This window comes from Anabaena sp. 54, assembly GCF_017355725.1.
Taxonomy (GTDB): domain Bacteria; phylum Cyanobacteriota; class Cyanobacteriia; order Cyanobacteriales; family Nostocaceae; genus Dolichospermum; species Dolichospermum heterosporum.
In genome coordinates, this window is the sequence record NZ_JAAVWA010000014.1 from 40,759 (window position 1) to 59,093 (window position 18,335).

Below are 18,335 nucleotides of genomic sequence, written 5' to 3' on the forward strand. Positions count from 1 at the left end.
CTGAATGATCCCAGTCCAACTTATCATTAAAAACTTTCTCAGTTACCGTGATGCAAGTTTAGATTTTAGCGGCTTGCATACGGCGTGCATTTGTGGTTCTAATGGTGCGGGAAAATCTTCCCTTTTAGAAGCTATCACTTGGGCAATTTGGGGTGAAAGCCGTGCTACTGTTGAGGATGATGTGATTCATGCTGGTGCGAAAGAAGTCCGAATTGATTTCACTTTCCAAAGTGGTCAGCAAACTTATCGGGTGATTCGCAACCGGGTTAGGGGTGGAACTAGTATTTTAGAATTTCAAATTGAAACTCCTACTGGGTTTCGTCCTTTGACGGGTAAGGGATTAAAAGCCACTCAGGATGTCATTCTCGAACATATTAAGCTAGATTATGAGACTTTTATTAATTCTGCTTATTTGCGTCAAGGAAAAGCCGATGAATTTATGCTCAAACGTCCTGCTGAACGCAAGGAAATTTTAGCAGAGTTATTGAAACTAAATCAGTATGATGAGTTGGAAGAACGAGCCAAGGATAAAGCTAAACTTTATAGAATCCAAGGAGAAGAGTTAGAAAATTCTTTAGCAAATATCAAAATTCAACTCCAACAACGGGAAATAACGGAAACTCAACGCACTGAGTTAGAATCGCAACTAAATAATCTACAACAGGTGCAAGCTTTTGAAAATATTCAGTTACAAAGTTTACAGGTTATCCAACATCAAAGACAAAGTTGGGAACAGCAATTAAATTTTCTGCGGCAACGATATGATAATCTTAGTCAAGATAGCGATCGCCTACAACAAGAACAAATAGCCGTAAAATCCCAACTAGCAGATTTAGAAAAGATTATCAATCAACAAACTGACATTCAAGCCGGTTATACTCAATATCAAAATCTACAATCTCAAGAAGAAATCTTTGCTGCTAAATTTGAACAACATACCCGCGCTACCAATTTAAAACAACAAAAACAACAACAGCTATATAAACAAACTCAAGATTTAGAACGTCAATTACAACAAGCCCAAGCCCAATTATCAGCTTTAGAACAGCAAGAACAGGAAATTAATCAAACCCTGAGTAAATCTGGGGATATCGAAACAGCTATATTACAATTAAATACCGCCCGTCAGCATTTGACTAACTTAGATAAATTGCAAATGCAGGTAACACCATTATTACAACAAAGAGCCAGTTTACAAACTCAATTAGATCGCACTCATGCTAGTTTAGTCGCGCGATTAGAGCAAATGCAAGCCACAGAAAAACAATTACAAAATCAACATCACCGGCAACCCCAATTACAACAAGCAGTAATAGAGATAGGAACGCAAATTGAAGAATTAGAAAAAAAGCGCGTTTATCTGCAAAGAGTCCAGGAAAAAGGACAGGAAAGACGACATTTTATTGAACGTTTGCAAGCCCACCAACGAGATTATGAAAGGTTGTTGGCAGAACTAGAACAAAAATTGCAAATGTTACAAAATCCCGATGCTAGTTGTCCTTTGTGTGAACGTCCTTTAGATGAACATCATTGGGGTAAAGTTATCGAAAAAACCCAATTAGAATATGAAGATACTCAAGGACAATTTTGGGTAGTGCGGGAACAACTCGCAGTTTCAGATCGAGAAATTCAGGTACTCCGACAAGAATATCGAGAAATATCCCAAAAATTATCAGGTTATGATTCATTGCGAGAACAACGGGGACAATTAGCCGCACAGTTAGAAGCTACAAGTGATGTCCAACAACAGTTATTACAAATTATTGCCCAAAAAGAACATTTAGAACGTTCTTTAGAGAGTGGTGACTATGCCCCTGAAAAACAAACAGAAATTCAGCAATTAGATCAATCTCTTCAACAACTTAATTATAGTGAACAAGACCACGCCCTTGCCCGCAGTGAGGTGGATAAACTACGGTGGGCAGAAATTAAACAAGGACAAATTAAAGATGCCTTAAAACGCCAAGCACAACTAACAGCTAAAAAGCCAGAATTAACAGGGAATATTACTCAATTACAATGGCAACTGCAACAGGGACAAACTGATTCTGATTGTGCCAAAGAAATTGCTAATTTAGAACAGCAAATTGCGGAAATTGCCTATAGTTCTGAACAGCATAATTATTTGCGTCAAGGTGTGCGACAAGGGCAAGTTTGGCAATTACGCCATCAACAATTATTATCAGCACAAGCACAATATCCGCAATTACTTAATAAAAGTCAAGATTTAGAAGATTCATTGCAAAGAATCCTGAAAGAAAGAGAAATATCAACTCAAGAAGTTGATAATATTGTTAAACAATTATCTGATAGTGCCAACCCCACAGCCCAAATTAATAATTTAGAACAACAATTAGCAAACCGCAGACAGGAACTAGATAATAAAATATCTCAGTTAGGACAATTAAAACAAATGTCCCTGCAATTGGAAACTTTACAAAATCAGTATGAACAAGGAATACAACAATTACAAAATTGTAAACAACAACAGCGTGTGTATCAGGAATTAGCCCAAGCTTTCGGCAAAAATGGGATTCAAGCTTTAATGATTGAAAATATTTTACCTCAACTGGAAGCAGAAGCCAATCAACTACTTTCTCGATTGAGTGCGAATCAATTTCACGTCCAATTTATTACCCAAAAAGCCGGACGCAGTGGCAAATCCAGTAAGAAAAATGCCAAATTAATAGATACTTTAGATATTTTAATTGCTGATGCCAGGGGAACGAGATCCTATGAAACTTATTCAGGAGGGGAAGCTTTTAGAATTAACTTTGCCATTCGTTTAGCACTGGCAAAATTATTGGCACAAAGAGCAGGAGCATCATTACAATTATTAGTAGTAGATGAAGGTTTTGGGACTCAAGATGGGGAAGGATGCGATCGCCTAATTGCCGCCATTAACGCCATATCCGCTGATTTTGCCTGTATACTTACTGTTACCCATATGCCCCACCTCAAAGAAGCCTTCCAAGCCAGAATCGAAGTGAGTAAAAATCAGCAAGGTTCACAGTTACAATTATTGATGTAATACCCAGATCCCCGACTTCTCCAAGAAGTCGGGGAGCTATATCCAATTATCTACTCATGCTGAGATTAATTACTGACTTTGACGGTCCAATCATGGATGTTTCGGAACGCTATTACCGTGTTTATCAATTGTGTCTAGAGAAAACCCGATATCCTCAACAAACAATTACGGAACTGTCTAAAGCCGAATTTTGGCAACTCAAGCGATCGCACACTCCCGAACTCCAAATTGCCCTAAAATCAGGTTTAGATGCCCAACAAGGGCAAGAATTTTCCCAAATCCGTAAACAAACAGTCCACACCCTCCCTTATTTCCAGCATGATGTTCTTGTCCCCACAGCATTAGCCGCACTCAGTCAAGTTCAAGCCGCCGGTGTTGATTTAGCCGTCATGACAATGCGAAGGGTACGAGAACTAGACTATGCCTTTAATCAACATAATTTAAGCCAATTTTTCCCAGAAAATCGCCGTTATTGTCTGAGTAACGACTATGTAAAAACCCGTGATGTCGAAGATAAACCATTGTTAATGGCTAAAGCCTTAGCCGAACTCCCCCCCGCTGCTGATAGTTGGATGGTGGGAGACACAGAAGCCGACATTACCGCCGCCAAAAAACATAATATTAAAATTATCGCTGTTGAATCTGGTATCCGCGATCGCTCACAACTAGAATCTTATCAACCTGATCTGATTATGCCAGACTTAAAAACCGCTGTAAATTTCATCCTCAACGAGTAAAAACAAAAATAATGGGTAATCGGCAATAGACATCTCCGAAAATTAAATGTGCGTCGTTTGAAACCCTTGTAGAGACGTTCCATGGAACGTCTCTACAATCTTTACTGGAGAAGTCTAATGAACCAAACGTGAGTTCGACCAATAATTTTTAACCCCCCTGGTAAACCTCTCCTAAGAGGGTGTTTAAAAAGTCATGATTCATGTATCAAATATTTTGACCCCTCCCTAACCCTCCCCTTGCAAAGGGGAGGGAACTAATTTTTCCGGTTTCCCCCCAAAGCATCGGGGGGATTAAGGGGGGTAATTTAACTTGTGTGTACACGATAGCTCCAACACGGAGAGGTGTTGGGGTGAGGTTCATCGAATTCACGTTAACCAATTACCCATTACCTAACGTAAAAAACTACTTACTAACCACAGCAAGATAAAAGTCAACAACGTAGAAAACTGATTCGCCGTCATATTTATCAATGGCAATGGTAATATCAAGCCAGCAATCAGACCACCAGCAATTAAACCAGCAATTAAACTCACCAGCGTCAATAAAACTGCTCTACCAAACTTTCCTTCCTTACGATTGAGAAAGTAAATACCAATACCGACCCCAACTACCAAGGACAGTTGCAAAACCTGTCCACCACTACCGGGATACAATAAACTCGTTGCACCCAAACCTAGATACCAGGCACCTGGTAGCAGGACATCAGTTAACGTGGGCTGATCTAAACTTCGCTGTAGCCATGCAGGAGACTGCTGACTAAGAGACTGACTTGTTTGAGGAGAAGATGGAACTCGCATTTCTGGAAATCGGATGCGCTCAGGCACTTTAATCTTACCTTCTTGGCGCATCCGCAGGCGTTCCATTAAAATCGCATCATAAGCGGCTTCAATAACTTCTCGGACACTGCCATCACCACCATGTTTTTCTAACAGGCGATTCCGAACATCCTGGATTTCATCGAAGCTTGCGTCTTCCGATACCCCAAGTTTTTCGTAGGGACTTTGATCACTCATGGGAGGTTATTACTTTAGCCTTAATCAGCGGCACTTTTTATTTTACAGAAAAACAACTTTAGATTTTATAGAAATAAAGACAACAACTAGATCAGTAACTATGCGACATACTCCACACACTCCCTTTCAGGTGAGTGTGGGCAACGAGCGCGACTCTTCTATGAAGACATTAACTGAGCTTTAAGACCGTGTGTCACACGGTTCTTTGGTTAAGCCAAACAATTAGCTTTTATTTTGATAGGCTGCTTTTGGTGCATTTAATTGAGTTACACCTACTGTTGAAAATTATATCAAATATTTGAAAAAAAATCAAGAAAGTGTTCATTCCGCACTTCGTGCCGCTTTGCTAACATCGCCCAACAACACTGATTAAGCTGCGCTTAATTTTGTTCGTTGGGGAATTCCTCACTCGCGCGTATTGTATTCATCTCATCACCTCCCTATCGGGTAGGTGAGAGGCTTCTACTGTCTAAGCTAAATTATATGTCTTAGGCAATTTTATACATCTACTAGAATCATAGCACGAGTCGGGTCAACCGCACACAAATTCAAAAAGACTGAATTACTCATAACTTTTGCTATACCAGCATATTTACCTCTTGCCTATCCATAATAAAAATCACATTTTATGGAAATAATCAGGATAATCATTGCTCTCCCCTGTAAATTTTGAATTAGTAACAAAGTAGAACCTGCGTCCCTACGCAATCATGTTTGTTAATCCTATGCGCTTTTATAAAAAGTAATCCCTATGGCTCTTGCTAAGATTCTTGTAGTTGACGACGATCCTGCGGTTCGGAATTTAATCCAACGCTTTTTGCTCAAACAAAATTATCAAGTTGAATCTGCCGAAGATGGGAAGACTGGTATGAGTATGTTTGAACAATTTAATCCCGATTTAGTAATTTTAGATGTTAATCTGCCGGATGTAATTGGTTTTAACCTTTGTCAAGAAATGCAGAGTCGTAGTGGCGTATTTGTACTACTCCTGACCAGTAGAACCGACGAAGGTGATAAAATTCGCGGTTTTGCTAAAGGCGCTGATGACTATCTGACTAAGCCATTTGGCTTGGGAGAGTTGGAGGTAAGAGTAGGGGCTATTTTAAGGCGGCAGCGAGTTGTGACTAATGCCGAACAGCAACGCTTAATTTTTGACAAATTAACAATTGATTCTATGCGGCGGGAAGTAATGATTAACAGCGAACCCATTCCCCTAACTGCGCTGGAATTTGACTTATTATATTTTCTTGCTAGTCATCCAGCTAGAGTTTGGCGACGATCCGAACTCATTCAAGAAGTTTGGGACTATGAATATGTTGGGGATCAGCGGGTTGTGGATGTTCATATCGGTCAAATTCGTAAGAAAATTGAAATAGATCCTACTCAATCAACATTAATTCATACTATTCGTGGTGTAGGGTACAAATTTGAATGCGCTACTTCTGCCTAAAATTTGACTACCACCTGTAAACCCCCGCCAATCCCACGCAATAAAGATTTGACACTCTCCGGTCTAAAGACGCGAAGCTCCCAACGCTACCGCGTTCCTCTTGTGGGATCAAATAAATAAACTTGGTTTATGAATTTAATCCAGTATTTTTATGGATTATTGATGAAATAAAGTTTCTAAGTAAACACGCGCCGCTCGGCGATCGCTCTCACCATTTTGCAGCAAAAATAATGATAAAGCCGCTGTTAAGACACGGGTTTGATCCCAATCAGGATGGGTTTCTAAGTAGTTGTTCATGGATTCCTGTAATGTTTCGGGAATTTCCGTAAAGATAGGGACTGTGGTGTTCATAAAATTTTCCTGTAGATCAATCAAGAGAAGTTATTGGTGTTCAGTTTTACTGAGGGCTGATTCATGCCCTGTGAGGGACGTAGGGAGAAATTAAAATAAACCAGAACACAAAATTCAGATGCTGAATGAAATCAAACTAAGACTCATTATTCTGCGCTCACCAGGGGTGGATTTGTCAATGCTGCGAAATGTTAACAATTAGCAGTCAAAAATAAATCTTGACCAAATAATCAGGCTTACAACTATATTTTTGTTATATAACTTTATAAAAACTCGGTTATCCACCCTGTTAGTAGTGAACAATTAACAATCCCCAATAAGTCAGCAATGACTGATTAACTCGTAGAACGTCTGTGGAAAAGTCCAAAATCACCTGTGGAAATCCTGTGGAATCAATGAGGAAAAAGGTTGTTAATAATAAGAATTACCATAATGTCAGGAAAATATGACATATCAAGCAATTGACACTCTCAGGTTTTCAGATACTGAATTTGACGCTTACCAAAAAACTCGTAAGGTGGTAAAGTATATAGCAGGAGTCAGGAGAAAACCCCTTTGGTAGCAAGAGTTTGACTGTTAATTAATGTCCTAACCGCCTTGGCGATTGCTATATTTGTAAATACAATTTATTTTATAAAAATTTTTGCTTATAGACATTTTGACGGGTCATGATCAGAAAAAAATTATCTTATTGCCCTGCTTGCTTGCTTGTTAGTTTGATAGCCTATACAGTTGGTGATAAGAGTTACTCATTAAGAGTAGGCTAAATGCACGTTAAAATAGATGGAAGTAGTAATTTATTGTAGTTTCGACAATAAAAACCTCTAAATCCCATATCCTGTAGATTCTGAATTTTTGCCTGAGAAATTGGAATGTTAGACCAAATATTTGATTACTTAAATTTTCATTTCAGTGTTGAAGCTTCTATAGTCCTCTTAATATTAGTGATTTTAGAAGCGGTACTGTCGGCTGATAATGCGATCGCTCTCGCTGCGATCGCCCAAGGACTAGAAGACAAGAAACTAGAACGTCAAGCCCTAAATATTGGGTTAATCTTCGCTTATGTTCTCCGCATTACCCTACTGTTAACAGCTACCTGGGTACAGAAATTTTGGCAATTTGAACTATTGGGTGCTGCTTATCTGTTGTGGCTGGTCTTTCAGCACTTTAGTTCCCAAGAAGATGAAAACAATCACCATCATGGACCACGTTTTAAATCTCTGTGGCAAGCTATACCCGTAATTGCCTTTACAGATTTAGCCTTTTCCTTGGATAGTGTTACCACAGCGATCGCCGTTTCTCAAGAAATATGGTTAGTAATCACAGGTACAACCATTGGGATTGTCACCCTCCGATTTATGGCTGGATTATTTATCCGCTGGTTAGATGAATATACAAACTTAGAAGACGCAGGTTACATCACTGTAGCCTTCGTAGGTTTACGTCTCTTATTAAAAGTCATCAACGATGATTTAGTCCCACCAGAATGGCTCGTAGTGACTGCCATTGGGATCATCTTAGCCTGGGGCTTCTCTAAACGCAACGTTGTGGAATTAGCCCCAGAAGAAAAGGAAAAAGCTGAAGTATCCGAAGTAACAAAGTAATTCAGCAAAGATCAGAAGCAGAGGAGATGAGGAGAAATTAATCTTGCCTCTTGCCTCTTGCCTCTTGCCTCTTGCCTAACTACTCACTTAACCAAGGTGTAGAATGAGGTTGCCAAGCAACTAACTCCTCTTCCTTAAACCACAGCGCAATTTCTGTTTGAGCGGTTTCTTGAGCATCAGAACCATGAATGAGGTTACGACCGACATTAACACCAAAATCGCCGCGAATTGTTCCTGGTTCTGCTGTTAAAGGGTTGGTTGCGCCAATAATTTTTCTGGCTGCTGCCACAACGCCCTCACCTTGCCAAACCATTGCTACCACTGGACTAGAAATGATAAATTCCACTAAACCAGGGAAAAAAGGTCTTTCACGGTGAACATCATAATGTTTTTCCGCTAATTCCTTACTGACTTTCATAAACTTTAAACCCACCAGGGTAAAGCCTTTGGTTTCAAATCGGCGGATAATTTCACCCACTAGTCCGCGCTGGACACCGTCAGGCTTAATTGCTAAAAATGTGCGTTCCAAATCTGTCTCCAAAAACATAATCTAATTTTGATGGGTTAATTGTCAGTTGTATTGATGTCTTTTGTCTAGTAGTTTTGCGAATTTTCCCGAAAAATTTGCAGAGATCAGGAAATTAAGCAAAGATAGTTTTCTTTTCTTTCTGGTCAAAACCTAGCAAGGCTTACTTACCCCTCTACGGGTAGCGCAACATGGTATTAACCATACTTCTAATTACTAATTCTTAATCAGAAATTATTTCTAGTTGTATATCCGTTACCAGACTATTTTGTTAAATTGTTATTTCGTGGGCGCAATACAGAGGTCAGGAAAAAATGGGTGTCGAGTCAACCGCTGATGAGATTGTGAAAATGCCATCTAATGGGCATAAATCCGAACTAAAACGCCAAAAAAAGAAACAACTGTTAGTACCTAGTACAAGTACAGGAGATTTACCTTTGCCTTGGAAAATTGAGAACAGTGAAGACCTTTACCGCATTGAAGGTTGGGGACAGCCTTATTTTTCGATTAATGCGGCTGGTCATGTCACTGTTTCTCCCAAGGGTGAACGCGGTGGGTCATTAGATTTGTTTGAGTTGGTAAATGCTTTAAAGCAGCGCAATTTGGGTCTGCCCATGTTAATCCGGTTTTCTGATATTTTGGAAGACCGAATTGAGCGGTTAAACGCTTGTTTTGCTAAAGCGATCGCTCGCTATAACTATCCTGGTGTATATCGGGGAGTATTTCCAGTTAAGTGTAATCAACAACGCCACCTGATCGAAGATTTAGTTCGGTTTGGTAAACCTCATCAATTTGGTTTAGAAGCAGGTTCTAAGCCAGAATTAATGATTGCTCTGGCTTTGTTGGATACACCAGGATCATTGTTAATTTGCAACGGCTACAAAGACCAGGAATACATCGAAACAGCGATGTTAGCCCAAAGACTAGGACAAACACCAGTTATCGTCCTAGAGCAAATTGAAGAGGTGGATTTAGCCATTACGGCTAGTCGTCAATTAGGCATTAAGCCCATCTTAGGAGTAAGAGCGAAACTAAGTACCCAAGGAATGGGACGTTGGGGAACTTCCACAGGCGATCGCGCTAAATTTGGGTTAACAATTCCTGAAATTATGGAAGCTGTGGAAAAATTAGGTGCAGCCGACTTACTCGGTTCTTTGCAATTATTACACTTCCACATTGGTTCTCAAATCTCCGCGATCAATGTCATTAAAGATGCCATCCAAGAAGCCAGCCGCATTTATGTAGAATTGGCAATGTTAGGGGCAGATATGAAGTATTTAGACGTTGGTGGTGGCTTAGGTGTAGATTACGATGGCTCTCAAACCAATTTCTACACCTCGAAAAACTACAATATGCAAAACTATGCTAACGATATCGTAGCAGAGTTAAAAGACACCTGTGATGAAAAGCATATTCCTGTACCAACGCTAGTTAGTGAAAGTGGTCGGGCGATTTCTTCCCACCAATCGGTTTTAATCTTTGATGTTCTCAGCACCAGTGATGTGCCTCTTGATCCCCCTTCTCCTCACCAAGAGGGAGAATCCCCAATCATTAAATATCTCTGGGAAACCTACCAATCCATTAATAAGGAAAATTACCAAGAGTTCTATCACGATGCTGCTCAATTTAAAGAAGAAGCCATCAGTCGTTTCAACTTAGGAATTTTGCGCCTCAACGAACGCGCTAAAGCCGAGCGTCTTTACTGGGCTTGTTGTCAAAAAGTTTTAACTCTTATCCGTCAGGAAGAATACGTACCTGATGAGTTGGAAGACCTGGAAAAAATTATGGCTTCCATTTACTACATCAATCTCTCTGTGTTTCAATCAGCACCAGATTGTTGGGCGATAGATCAACTATTTCCCATTATGCCCATACATCGCCTTGATGAAGAACCAACTCGCAGAGGAATCTTAGCGGATTTAACCTGTGATAGTGATGGAAAAATAGACCGCTTTATAGATTTACGGGATGTCAAATCAGTTTTAGAACTGCACAAATTTGAGCCGGGGAAACCCTATTATCTAGGAATGTTCCTGAATGGAGCGTACCAGGAAATTATGGGAAATTTACATAACCTCTTCGGTGATACTAACGCTGTTCACATTAATTTAACCCCCAAGGGTTATCAAATTGAACACGTTGTCAAGGGCGATACCATGAGTGAAGTTTTAAGCTATGTCCAGTATAATTCTGAAGACATGATAGAAAATATTCGCCAACGTTGTGAGCGAGCTTTAGAAGAGCAGCATATCACCATAACAGAGTCCCAACGACTACTACAAACTTACGAGCAAAGTTTACAACGGTATACTTACTTGAATAGTCATTAGTCATTAGTCATTGGTCATTGGTCATTGGTCATTGGTCATTGGTCATTAGTTAGTAGTAAATTACAGCCGATAGCTGACAACTGACAACTGACAACTGACCACTGACAACTGACCACTGACTAAATTGAGTTTGTTCCCAATAATTCGGCGATCGCTTGGTGTTCTAAAGGCTTTTGAGAAGGTGGAGTTTGACGAGCATCAGTAATTAACCAATCTAAAGCCGCAGCTTGGACATCAATTGATGCCCCCGTCTTATCCACACAATAACGTCCAAACACCAGCTTATCTACCAAACGCACACCTGGAGCTAAACGCGACCATTCAAAAATCACACTGTTATCTACAGTTGCACCACTGCAAATCCAACAATTTGGACCAATCATCGCCGGACCAATGATTTTTGCGCCATCCTCAATTTTAGTCATTCCCCCGATATAAACAGGTCCAGTAATATCTACTTTGTCCCAATTTACAGATACATTTAATCCAGTAAAAATACCTGGCAAAACTTCATGTCCAGGGATTTGCACATTTTTAATTTCCCCTGATAAAACACCACGAATTGCTCGCCAATAATCGGGAACTTTACCAATATCTACCCATTCAAAATCCATGGGAATGGCGTAAAAAGGGGCATTATCTGCCACAAGTTGGGGAAATAATTGGCCACCAATGTCATACTCCATCCCAGAGGGTATATACTTGAACACTTCTGGCTCAAAAATATAAATACCTGTATTGATATTAGTGCTAAGAGCTTCTTCAACAGTTGGTTTTTCTTGGAAAGCTTGAATGCGATTATCGTCGTCCGTAACTACCACACCATAACTAGAAACTTCTTCCTTGGGAACTGATTTGGTAATAATAGTAGCGATCGCCCCTTTGGATTTATGCCACTTTACCGCAGCAGTTAAATCTAAATCAATTAAAGCATCACCACACAACACTACAAATGTATCGTCAAAAAATGGGGAAAAATCTTGAATCCGACGCATACCCCCAGCCGAACCAATAGCCTCACCGACGAGTTTACCGTCATCATCAATTTTACCTTCAAAAGAATAGGCAATCTGCACTCCAAACCGCTGACCATCTCGGAAATAACTTTCTATTTCCTCCGCCAAATGGCTGACATTGACCATAATTTCGTCAAAGCCATGTTGACGTAATAACTCCAGCAAAAATTCCATAACCGGCTTTTGCAGTATAGGAATCATCGGTTTGGGAATTGTATACGTAATGGGACGGATACGAGTACCTTTTCCCGCCGCAAGAATCATCGCTTTCATAAAATTTTATTTCCTTTGTCAGTTGTCAGTTGTCAGTTGTCAGTTGCACAAGAATATTTCTCCCCTTTTACTTCCCCCACCTCCCCCACTTCCCCAACTCCCCTTACTCTCTACTCCCTGCTCCCTGCCTTTAAGTAAGTAAGCGGATTTGAATTTCCTGGTAAAATTCTTGTTGAAATAGTTCTACCTTAGATTGAGCCGATAGCAGTAGTAACGCCCAAAAAACGCTAACTAAGTTACCGTGTTCTGATTCATGATGAGAAGCTTTTTTCTCTGGTTGTTTTGTCTTTATCCACAAATCTATCAGTTGTTCTAAATTCCAGCATTGTTCCTCTAAATTTTGCCCTTTAGCAGCAGAATTTAATACTTGCTCTAGTTCTAACGCGACTTCCGTTAGATTTTCTTGGTGTGCTAACTCTAGGGCTTCCCTCATAGTTTGCACACTAGGTTGACGTTTCAGTCGCTTAGGTTTATCTACTGTTTCTACCAGCTTTAGTTGGCTGGCCATAATTTGTAACTGGTCTATTAACTCTTGTAAAGTTACCCGCCGTTTTGGGGGTGGCATAGCTGCCGGACGACGGCGTAAGTGTTGCTCCAGTTGCAAACGATGGGCTGGATATAACAATCCATCCTCAATTTCTAATAGTGTATCATCTACAACTTCTTCTGAGATATTATGTACTGCCGACAACTGCATTAATGTATTAGCTTTAAATAATACAAGCATTGATGCTGATAAAAAAGCCTGTCCAGATTGAGACAAGTCACTTTCATAGCCTCTGATAGTTCTTGCTTCTGGAGCCATCAATTCTAAGTAATGGTCAATCACCTCAATAACTCGCACGTCCCAAGGGTCAATTTCCCCTTTTTCAGCTTGCTCAATGAGGTGTGTAATTGTTTCTAATAGTTCGACTGCATCCATTTAATTCAAAATTTAATATACCAGGAGTCAGGAGTCAGGAGTCAGGAGTTCGGAGTTCGGAGTTCGGAGAAAATTACCCAATGACCAATGACCAATGACTAATGACCAATAACCAATTTATTCATCTTGTTCAAATTCCGAGCCGTAATTAGCTCGAAAAGTAGAGACAAAATCACTGTGATCACTGCCTTTAATGGCATCAAAAGTGCCTTTGATAGTTCCCGCAATTGGCACAGCAACGAGTGTTCCTAATAATCCAGCAATTTCAAATCCCATTAAAATGGCAATAAAAATCCATAAAGGGTTAAGTCCAATAAAATTGCCCATTAATTTTGGTGCTAACAAATTGTCTTTGATTTGTTGCATGATAACTGCCATTGTAGCGACTGGAAAGGCTAACCACCAATTTTGGATTAATACCAACAATGTGACTAAACCAATGCCTAAAGTTGCGCCAACAACGGGAATAAGCCCAGAAATACCGATAATAATAGCAAATAACAGGGCAAATGGAATTTTCAGAAATAAGAAAATGGGTGTAAGGGCTATGACCATAAATAGTCCTAGCAATAATTGGCTCAAAAAAAAGTTTTGAAAATTTAACTGTAATGAGCGGCTAAAAGGAAGACCAATATTAGACGGGAGAATGTTAACTAAACCAGACCAAACGCGATCGCCATATATGAGCATATAAAAAGCTAGAACAATGACCAATACTACGTTCAGTATTCCTGATAACAGTGTTCCTGCAAATCCTACCGCCCCTGAAGCTATTTGCTGTACTAAATTCTGAATATTAGCATTTATTTGGTTTGTTACCAGCTTTAAATCTATAGATAACCGCCGCTGCTTTGCTAAACTTTCTAAGTGATCCAAATTAGCTTGACTAGTCGCTAACCAATCAGGAATCTTATTTAACAATTGAATGGTTTGGTCAATGACCATTGGTACGAGGGTAACACCCAAAACAATAAACAAAGTTAAAGTCAGCAGTAAAACAATAATTACTGCTTGAGTACGGGTAACTCTGACTTTCTCCAGTAACTTAACCGGGTAATTCAATAGAAAAGCCAGAATTGCAGCAATACTGAGAATAGTAATTGGATTCTGGAAAAAATGGAATAATACAGACAGTAGCCAGATATTGAGGGCGATAATTGGTCCACTGAGTCCGTAAATTAACAGAGTTTGCAGAGAAGCAAAACGGCGCATCTGATTTAATGTATAAGCAAGGACTTCAGGTGTAAGAGAGGAATGATCACCTAGTGTGGCGGAAGCCATACTTTTGTAATTTCCATTTCCTATTGTCAATACCTTGTCCAAATTGGAAAAAGCCTTGATTTGTAAGGTTGGGTTGTGGAACGTAAACGTATCCCTGCGGGACACTGCGTGAACGCCAAGCAATCAGCATGAAACCTAACGCATTTGTTGGGTTGCGCTGTCGCTTAACCCAACCTACGGAAAATGGACAAGGTATTACTATTGTCTAAACTATTTACTGATTTTGATCATAAATTTTAGCTGATCTAAATTTGAGGAAATAACAAAAATGGATACTAGCATAGCTGATCTTCGCAAAGACTACACATTACAAGATTTAAATGAGAAACAAATTGATCCAAATCCATTTATACAATTTAAAATCTGGTTTAGTCAGTCCCTGTCAGCCCAGCTACCTGAACCTAATGCTATGACTTTGGCTACTTGTACATCCGATGGTCAGCCTTCGGCGAGAATGGTATTACTCAAAGATTTTGATGAACGGGGGTTTGTCTTATTTACTAATTACAATAGCCAAAAAGGACAGGAATTGACAGTAAACCCCCATGCTGCTTTGGTTTTTTGGTGGGCGGAATTAGAACGCCAGGTCAGAATTGTGGGAACTGTGGAAAAAATTTCCGCAGCAGAATCTGATAGCTATTTTGAAATCCGCCCTACATATAGTCGGTTAGGTGCTTGGGCTTCTAATCAAAGCGAAGTAATTGCGAGTAGAGAAATTTTAGAATTACAATTACAAGAATTTCAGCGCAAATATGAAACTCAGGAAGTTCCTCGTCCTCCACATTGGGGTGGTTTTCGCGTGATTCCCCAAAAAATTGAGTTTTGGCAGGGAAGATCGAGTCGTTTACATGACCGCCTGTTATATACTCGTGTAGATAATGGCGGCTGGGAAATCGAGCGTTTATCACCTTGATTTAATATTTGATGTCAGCATTCAGCTATCAGCAGTAATAGTGGAGATGAGGAAGTAGTTATTTCCTGAAAGTTATACACATTTAACATTCTGTATTTCCGTATTGAAAACTGATAGCTGAATACTGAATGCTTAAATGATAATTAATAGGAAGATCCTGATCAGAGTAAAAACCGATGATTATTAATTAATAATTCAGTATAAGTTAACTACCCCAAATTATCTTTGATATATGTTTCTTAATGTACAGTTAGATTATACTGGATCTGTATATATTAAGCATGACTTATCAGAAAGACCGACATAGATATAGTAGTTATCAGGTCATTAAGTAGGTTGGCGTTAAAAATTGTTGTTATGGCAAGGGAACAGAAAAGAGATTTTGGGCAACTTGACTTTTCCTTACATATGTAGTTTTTTTTCCATTCACTTACAAAAGAAGGGAACAGGGAACAGGGAGCAAATAAGAAACACTCATTTGCACCAGTTTAAAGCTCAGTCAAAAAAAGGATGTTTTTAAAAGATGCGTAGCACGAAAAAAACAGTGTCATTATTTCAATCTCATGTTTTTAAACATGAGTTTTTCCTGTTCCCTGTTGCCCGTTCCCTGTTCCCTTTGAATTAGATGATTAATCTTTCTTTGCTGAAATGTATTTAAGTTTTGATACACATTTTTAACTTTATGCGAATCATACATATATTAAATCATGTCCAGGAAATCGGTAATGGTATTGTCAATGTAGCTGTGGATTTAGCTTGTTTACAATCCCAATCTGGCGATGATGTGGCGGTAATTTCAGCGGGAGGGGGATACGAAAAATTATTAAATCAATTTGGTGTTAAACATTACGAAATTAACCAAAGTCGTCAGCCAATAACAATGATGAAGGCGGCGATCGCTTATCGGAAAATTGTGCAAGAATTTCAACCAGATATAGTTCATGCTCACATGATGACTGGTGTGGTATTAGCGCGGGCTTTGAGATGGGAAAATAGATATATTTTAGTGGCTACTGTCCATAATGAATTTCAACCTAGTAGCCTATTGATGGGTTTAGCAGACCGAGTAATTGCTGTTAGTAAGGCTGTCAAAAATTCGATGGTACAACGGGGAATCCCCAAACAAAAATTACGGGTAATTTGTAATGGGACATTGGGTAGTCCTCGGACTCGGAAAATATCCGATTATCAACCTTTAAGTTTACAAAGTCCAGCGATAGTCACCGTAGCAGGAATGTATAAAAGAAAGGGCATCACTGAATTAATTGCGGCTTTTGAAGAAATTGCTCAGGATTTTCCCGAAGTACATTTATATTTGGTGGGAAATGGTCCAGATAAACAAATATTTGAGTCTCAAGCCCAAGCAACGGCTGTTAGTCATCGGATTCACTTTGAAGGGTTTCAGCCTGAACCCCAACGTTATTTACTAGCCTGTGATATTTTTGTCTTGGCTTCCCACCGTGATCCCTGTCCCTTGGTGCTTTCAGAAGCGAGGGAAGCAGGGTTGGCGATTGTGGCCACTGAGGTAGATGGTATTCCAGAGGCCTTGGATAATGGTAAAGCGGGGATATTAGTGCTGGCGCAGGATAGTCATCAATTGGCTCAGGCATTAGTAAAATTATTGAGTGATGCAAATATACTTCAGGAATGGAAACAGCGATCGCAGGACAATCTAGAATGGTTAAATGTTGCCCGTGTACACCAAGAAACATTGGCTGTATATGAGGAGTTAAATTTTCAGGAAAGTTTTTCTCCATCTACTCAACCTGACTAATACCGATTTTTAGCATTGTATATACTGAAAACGGATGATTGCTAGACTTTTACTTCGGCAAAAATCCTTTTATATCAATACTTTTAGCGATTTTAATGGTAAGGCTGCGACCCGTTTTTAGTATAACAGCGAGATGAATTATGTTTCGCTCCAAAATACAAAGTTGGAAATTGTTGAATCTTCAAGTTTATTTCAGCAACTCCACAAACAGTTAAATTAAGAATCTAAAGATTCAGTTATAATGGGACGATAATAAATTAGAAAAAATCCTCACAACAGGGAGTTAGAGTTATGGTGGCTACTCCAATCTCAACTGCTCCACAACTATCAACAATAGCAATCTCTTGGGAAGCATTACCCGAAGATTTTATCCTAGAAGAAGAACCTGTGGAAAACACTGCACAACCATTAATTGCTGGGGCATTACGAGAAAGTCTGGAACTAAGTGGATATATTCAATCCACCATGCTGATAGCTGCCAATTTGGGCATATGTGCCACAATGAATGACAAACTTGTTGTTAAAGCCCCAGATTGGTTTTTTGTGCAGACGGTTTTACCCTTGTCTGGGACAACAGATAGACGCAGTTATACACCTCATCTGGAAGGAGAAATTCCCCGCGTTGTCATGGAATTTTGCTCAGATACAGACGGGAAAGAATACTCAGCTAGACGCGCCTTCCCCCCCGGAAAATGGTTTTTTTATGAACAAATTCTCCAAGTCCCTACCTATGTAATTTTTGATCCCCTGACGGTTGAATTGGAAGTTCATCAAATTGAGTCAGGACAGTATAAATTACAGCCAATAGACGAGAATAATCGCTACTGGATTACAGATATGGGATTATTTTTGGGATTGTGGGAAGGAGAAAAAGAGGGGCGTATAGGTTACTGGCTAAGATGGTGGGATCAAGCAGGTAATTTGTTACCCTGGGCAGTCGAAAAGGTAGAACAAGAACAGCAACGGACTGAACAGGAACGCCAACGGGCTGAACAAGAAAGTCAACGGGCTGAACAAGAAAGTCAACGGGCTGAACAGGAACGCCAACGGGCTGAAAGATTGGCAGAACAATTACGCGCACTGGGTATTAATCCAATTGATTAAATGTGCGTT

At 39.7% G+C, this 18,335-nt stretch carries 14 protein-coding genes; 8 read left to right on the top strand and 6 right to left on the bottom strand.

All coding sequences use genetic code 11. The annotated features are described in order from the left end of the window. The first annotated feature begins 4 nt into the window (after positions 1 to 4). Together sbcC and HEQ36_RS14345 are read left to right on the top strand one after the other, a co-directional pair. Positions 5 to 3,031, top strand: coding sequence for an exonuclease subunit SbcC (gene sbcC, locus HEQ36_RS14340; protein WP_168636325.1), 3,027 nt, complete (start codon positions 5 to 7; stop codon positions 3,029 to 3,031). Positions 3,032 to 3,087: 56 nt separating this feature from the next. Then, positions 3,088 to 3,768: an HAD family hydrolase gene (locus tag HEQ36_RS14345; RefSeq protein ID WP_027401373.1), complete on the top strand. Its 681-nt coding sequence runs from the start codon at positions 3,088 to 3,090 to the stop codon at positions 3,766 to 3,768. Positions 3,769 to 4,158: 390 nt separating this feature from the next. Here HEQ36_RS14345 and HEQ36_RS14350 read toward each other — a convergent pair whose 3' ends face one another. After that, positions 4,159 to 4,782, bottom strand: a complete 624-nt coding sequence (locus HEQ36_RS14350) for a CPP1-like family protein (RefSeq protein WP_027401372.1) — start codon at positions 4,780 to 4,782, stop codon at positions 4,159 to 4,161. Between the two features lie 751 nt (positions 4,783 to 5,533). Between HEQ36_RS14350 and HEQ36_RS14355 the strand changes: the two genes are divergently transcribed. Beyond that, entirely contained in the window at positions 5,534 to 6,232 is a 699-nt protein-coding gene (locus HEQ36_RS14355; protein WP_053538799.1) for a response regulator transcription factor, read from the top strand. 156 nt (positions 6,233 to 6,388) lie between these two features. On the opposite strand, the gene HEQ36_RS14360 is transcribed toward HEQ36_RS14355, so the two are convergent. Then, positions 6,389 to 6,583 carry a DUF2811 domain-containing protein gene (locus tag HEQ36_RS14360; protein ID WP_027401370.1) on the bottom strand — a complete coding sequence of 65 codons (195 nt, stop codon included), beginning with the start codon at positions 6,581 to 6,583 and terminating at the stop codon, positions 6,389 to 6,391. 872 nt (positions 6,584 to 7,455) lie between these two features. Between HEQ36_RS14360 and HEQ36_RS14365 the strand changes: the two genes are divergently transcribed. Next, positions 7,456 to 8,187: a TerC family protein gene (locus tag HEQ36_RS14365; protein WP_290707947.1), complete on the top strand. Its 732-nt coding sequence runs from the start codon at positions 7,456 to 7,458 to the stop codon at positions 8,185 to 8,187. Between the two features lie 79 nt (positions 8,188 to 8,266). Here HEQ36_RS14365 and ndk read toward each other — a convergent pair whose 3' ends face one another. Then, positions 8,267 to 8,716 (bottom strand): nucleoside-diphosphate kinase, encoded by a 450-nt coding sequence (gene ndk, locus HEQ36_RS14370; RefSeq protein ID WP_027401368.1) that lies wholly within the window; start codon positions 8,714 to 8,716, stop codon positions 8,267 to 8,269. Between the two features lie 311 nt (positions 8,717 to 9,027). Here ndk and speA point away from each other — a divergent pair, with 311 nt between their 5' ends. Beyond that, the gene (gene speA / locus HEQ36_RS14375; RefSeq protein WP_168636327.1) at positions 9,028 to 11,043 is read left to right on the top strand and encodes a biosynthetic arginine decarboxylase; all 2,016 of its coding nucleotides are present in this window, start codon (positions 9,028 to 9,030) and stop codon (positions 11,041 to 11,043) included. 119 nt (positions 11,044 to 11,162) lie between these two features. Here speA and HEQ36_RS14380 read toward each other — a convergent pair whose 3' ends face one another. From HEQ36_RS14380 to HEQ36_RS14390, 3 genes are all read right to left on the bottom strand, one after another. Then, complete coding sequence (locus HEQ36_RS14380) at positions 11,163 to 12,332, bottom strand: sugar phosphate nucleotidyltransferase (protein ID WP_039201385.1); 1,170 nt, start codon at positions 12,330 to 12,332, stop codon at positions 11,163 to 11,165. A gap of 130 nt (positions 12,333 to 12,462) precedes the next feature. Continuing rightward, positions 12,463 to 13,254: a segregation/condensation protein A gene (locus tag HEQ36_RS14385; RefSeq protein WP_053538796.1), complete on the bottom strand. Its 792-nt coding sequence runs from the start codon at positions 13,252 to 13,254 to the stop codon at positions 12,463 to 12,465. A gap of 117 nt (positions 13,255 to 13,371) precedes the next feature. Continuing rightward, positions 13,372 to 14,466, bottom strand: a complete 1,095-nt coding sequence (locus HEQ36_RS14390) for an AI-2E family transporter (RefSeq protein WP_053541235.1) — start codon at positions 14,464 to 14,466, stop codon at positions 13,372 to 13,374. Positions 14,467 to 14,803: 337 nt separating this feature from the next. Between HEQ36_RS14390 and pdxH the strand changes: the two genes are divergently transcribed. From pdxH to HEQ36_RS14405, 3 genes are all read left to right on the top strand, one after another. Beyond that, a complete protein-coding gene (gene pdxH / locus HEQ36_RS14395; protein WP_168636328.1) occupies positions 14,804 to 15,448 on the top strand; it encodes a pyridoxamine 5'-phosphate oxidase in 645 nt (214 codons plus the stop codon). Between the two features lie 682 nt (positions 15,449 to 16,130). Then, a complete protein-coding gene (locus HEQ36_RS14400; protein WP_168636329.1) occupies positions 16,131 to 17,222 on the top strand; it encodes a glycosyltransferase in 1,092 nt (363 codons plus the stop codon). A gap of 291 nt (positions 17,223 to 17,513) precedes the next feature. After that, positions 17,514 to 18,326 carry a Uma2 family endonuclease gene (locus HEQ36_RS14405; RefSeq protein ID WP_168636330.1) on the top strand — a complete coding sequence of 271 codons (813 nt, stop codon included), beginning with the start codon at positions 17,514 to 17,516 and terminating at the stop codon, positions 18,324 to 18,326. Positions 18,327 to 18,335: the final 9 nt, after the last annotated feature.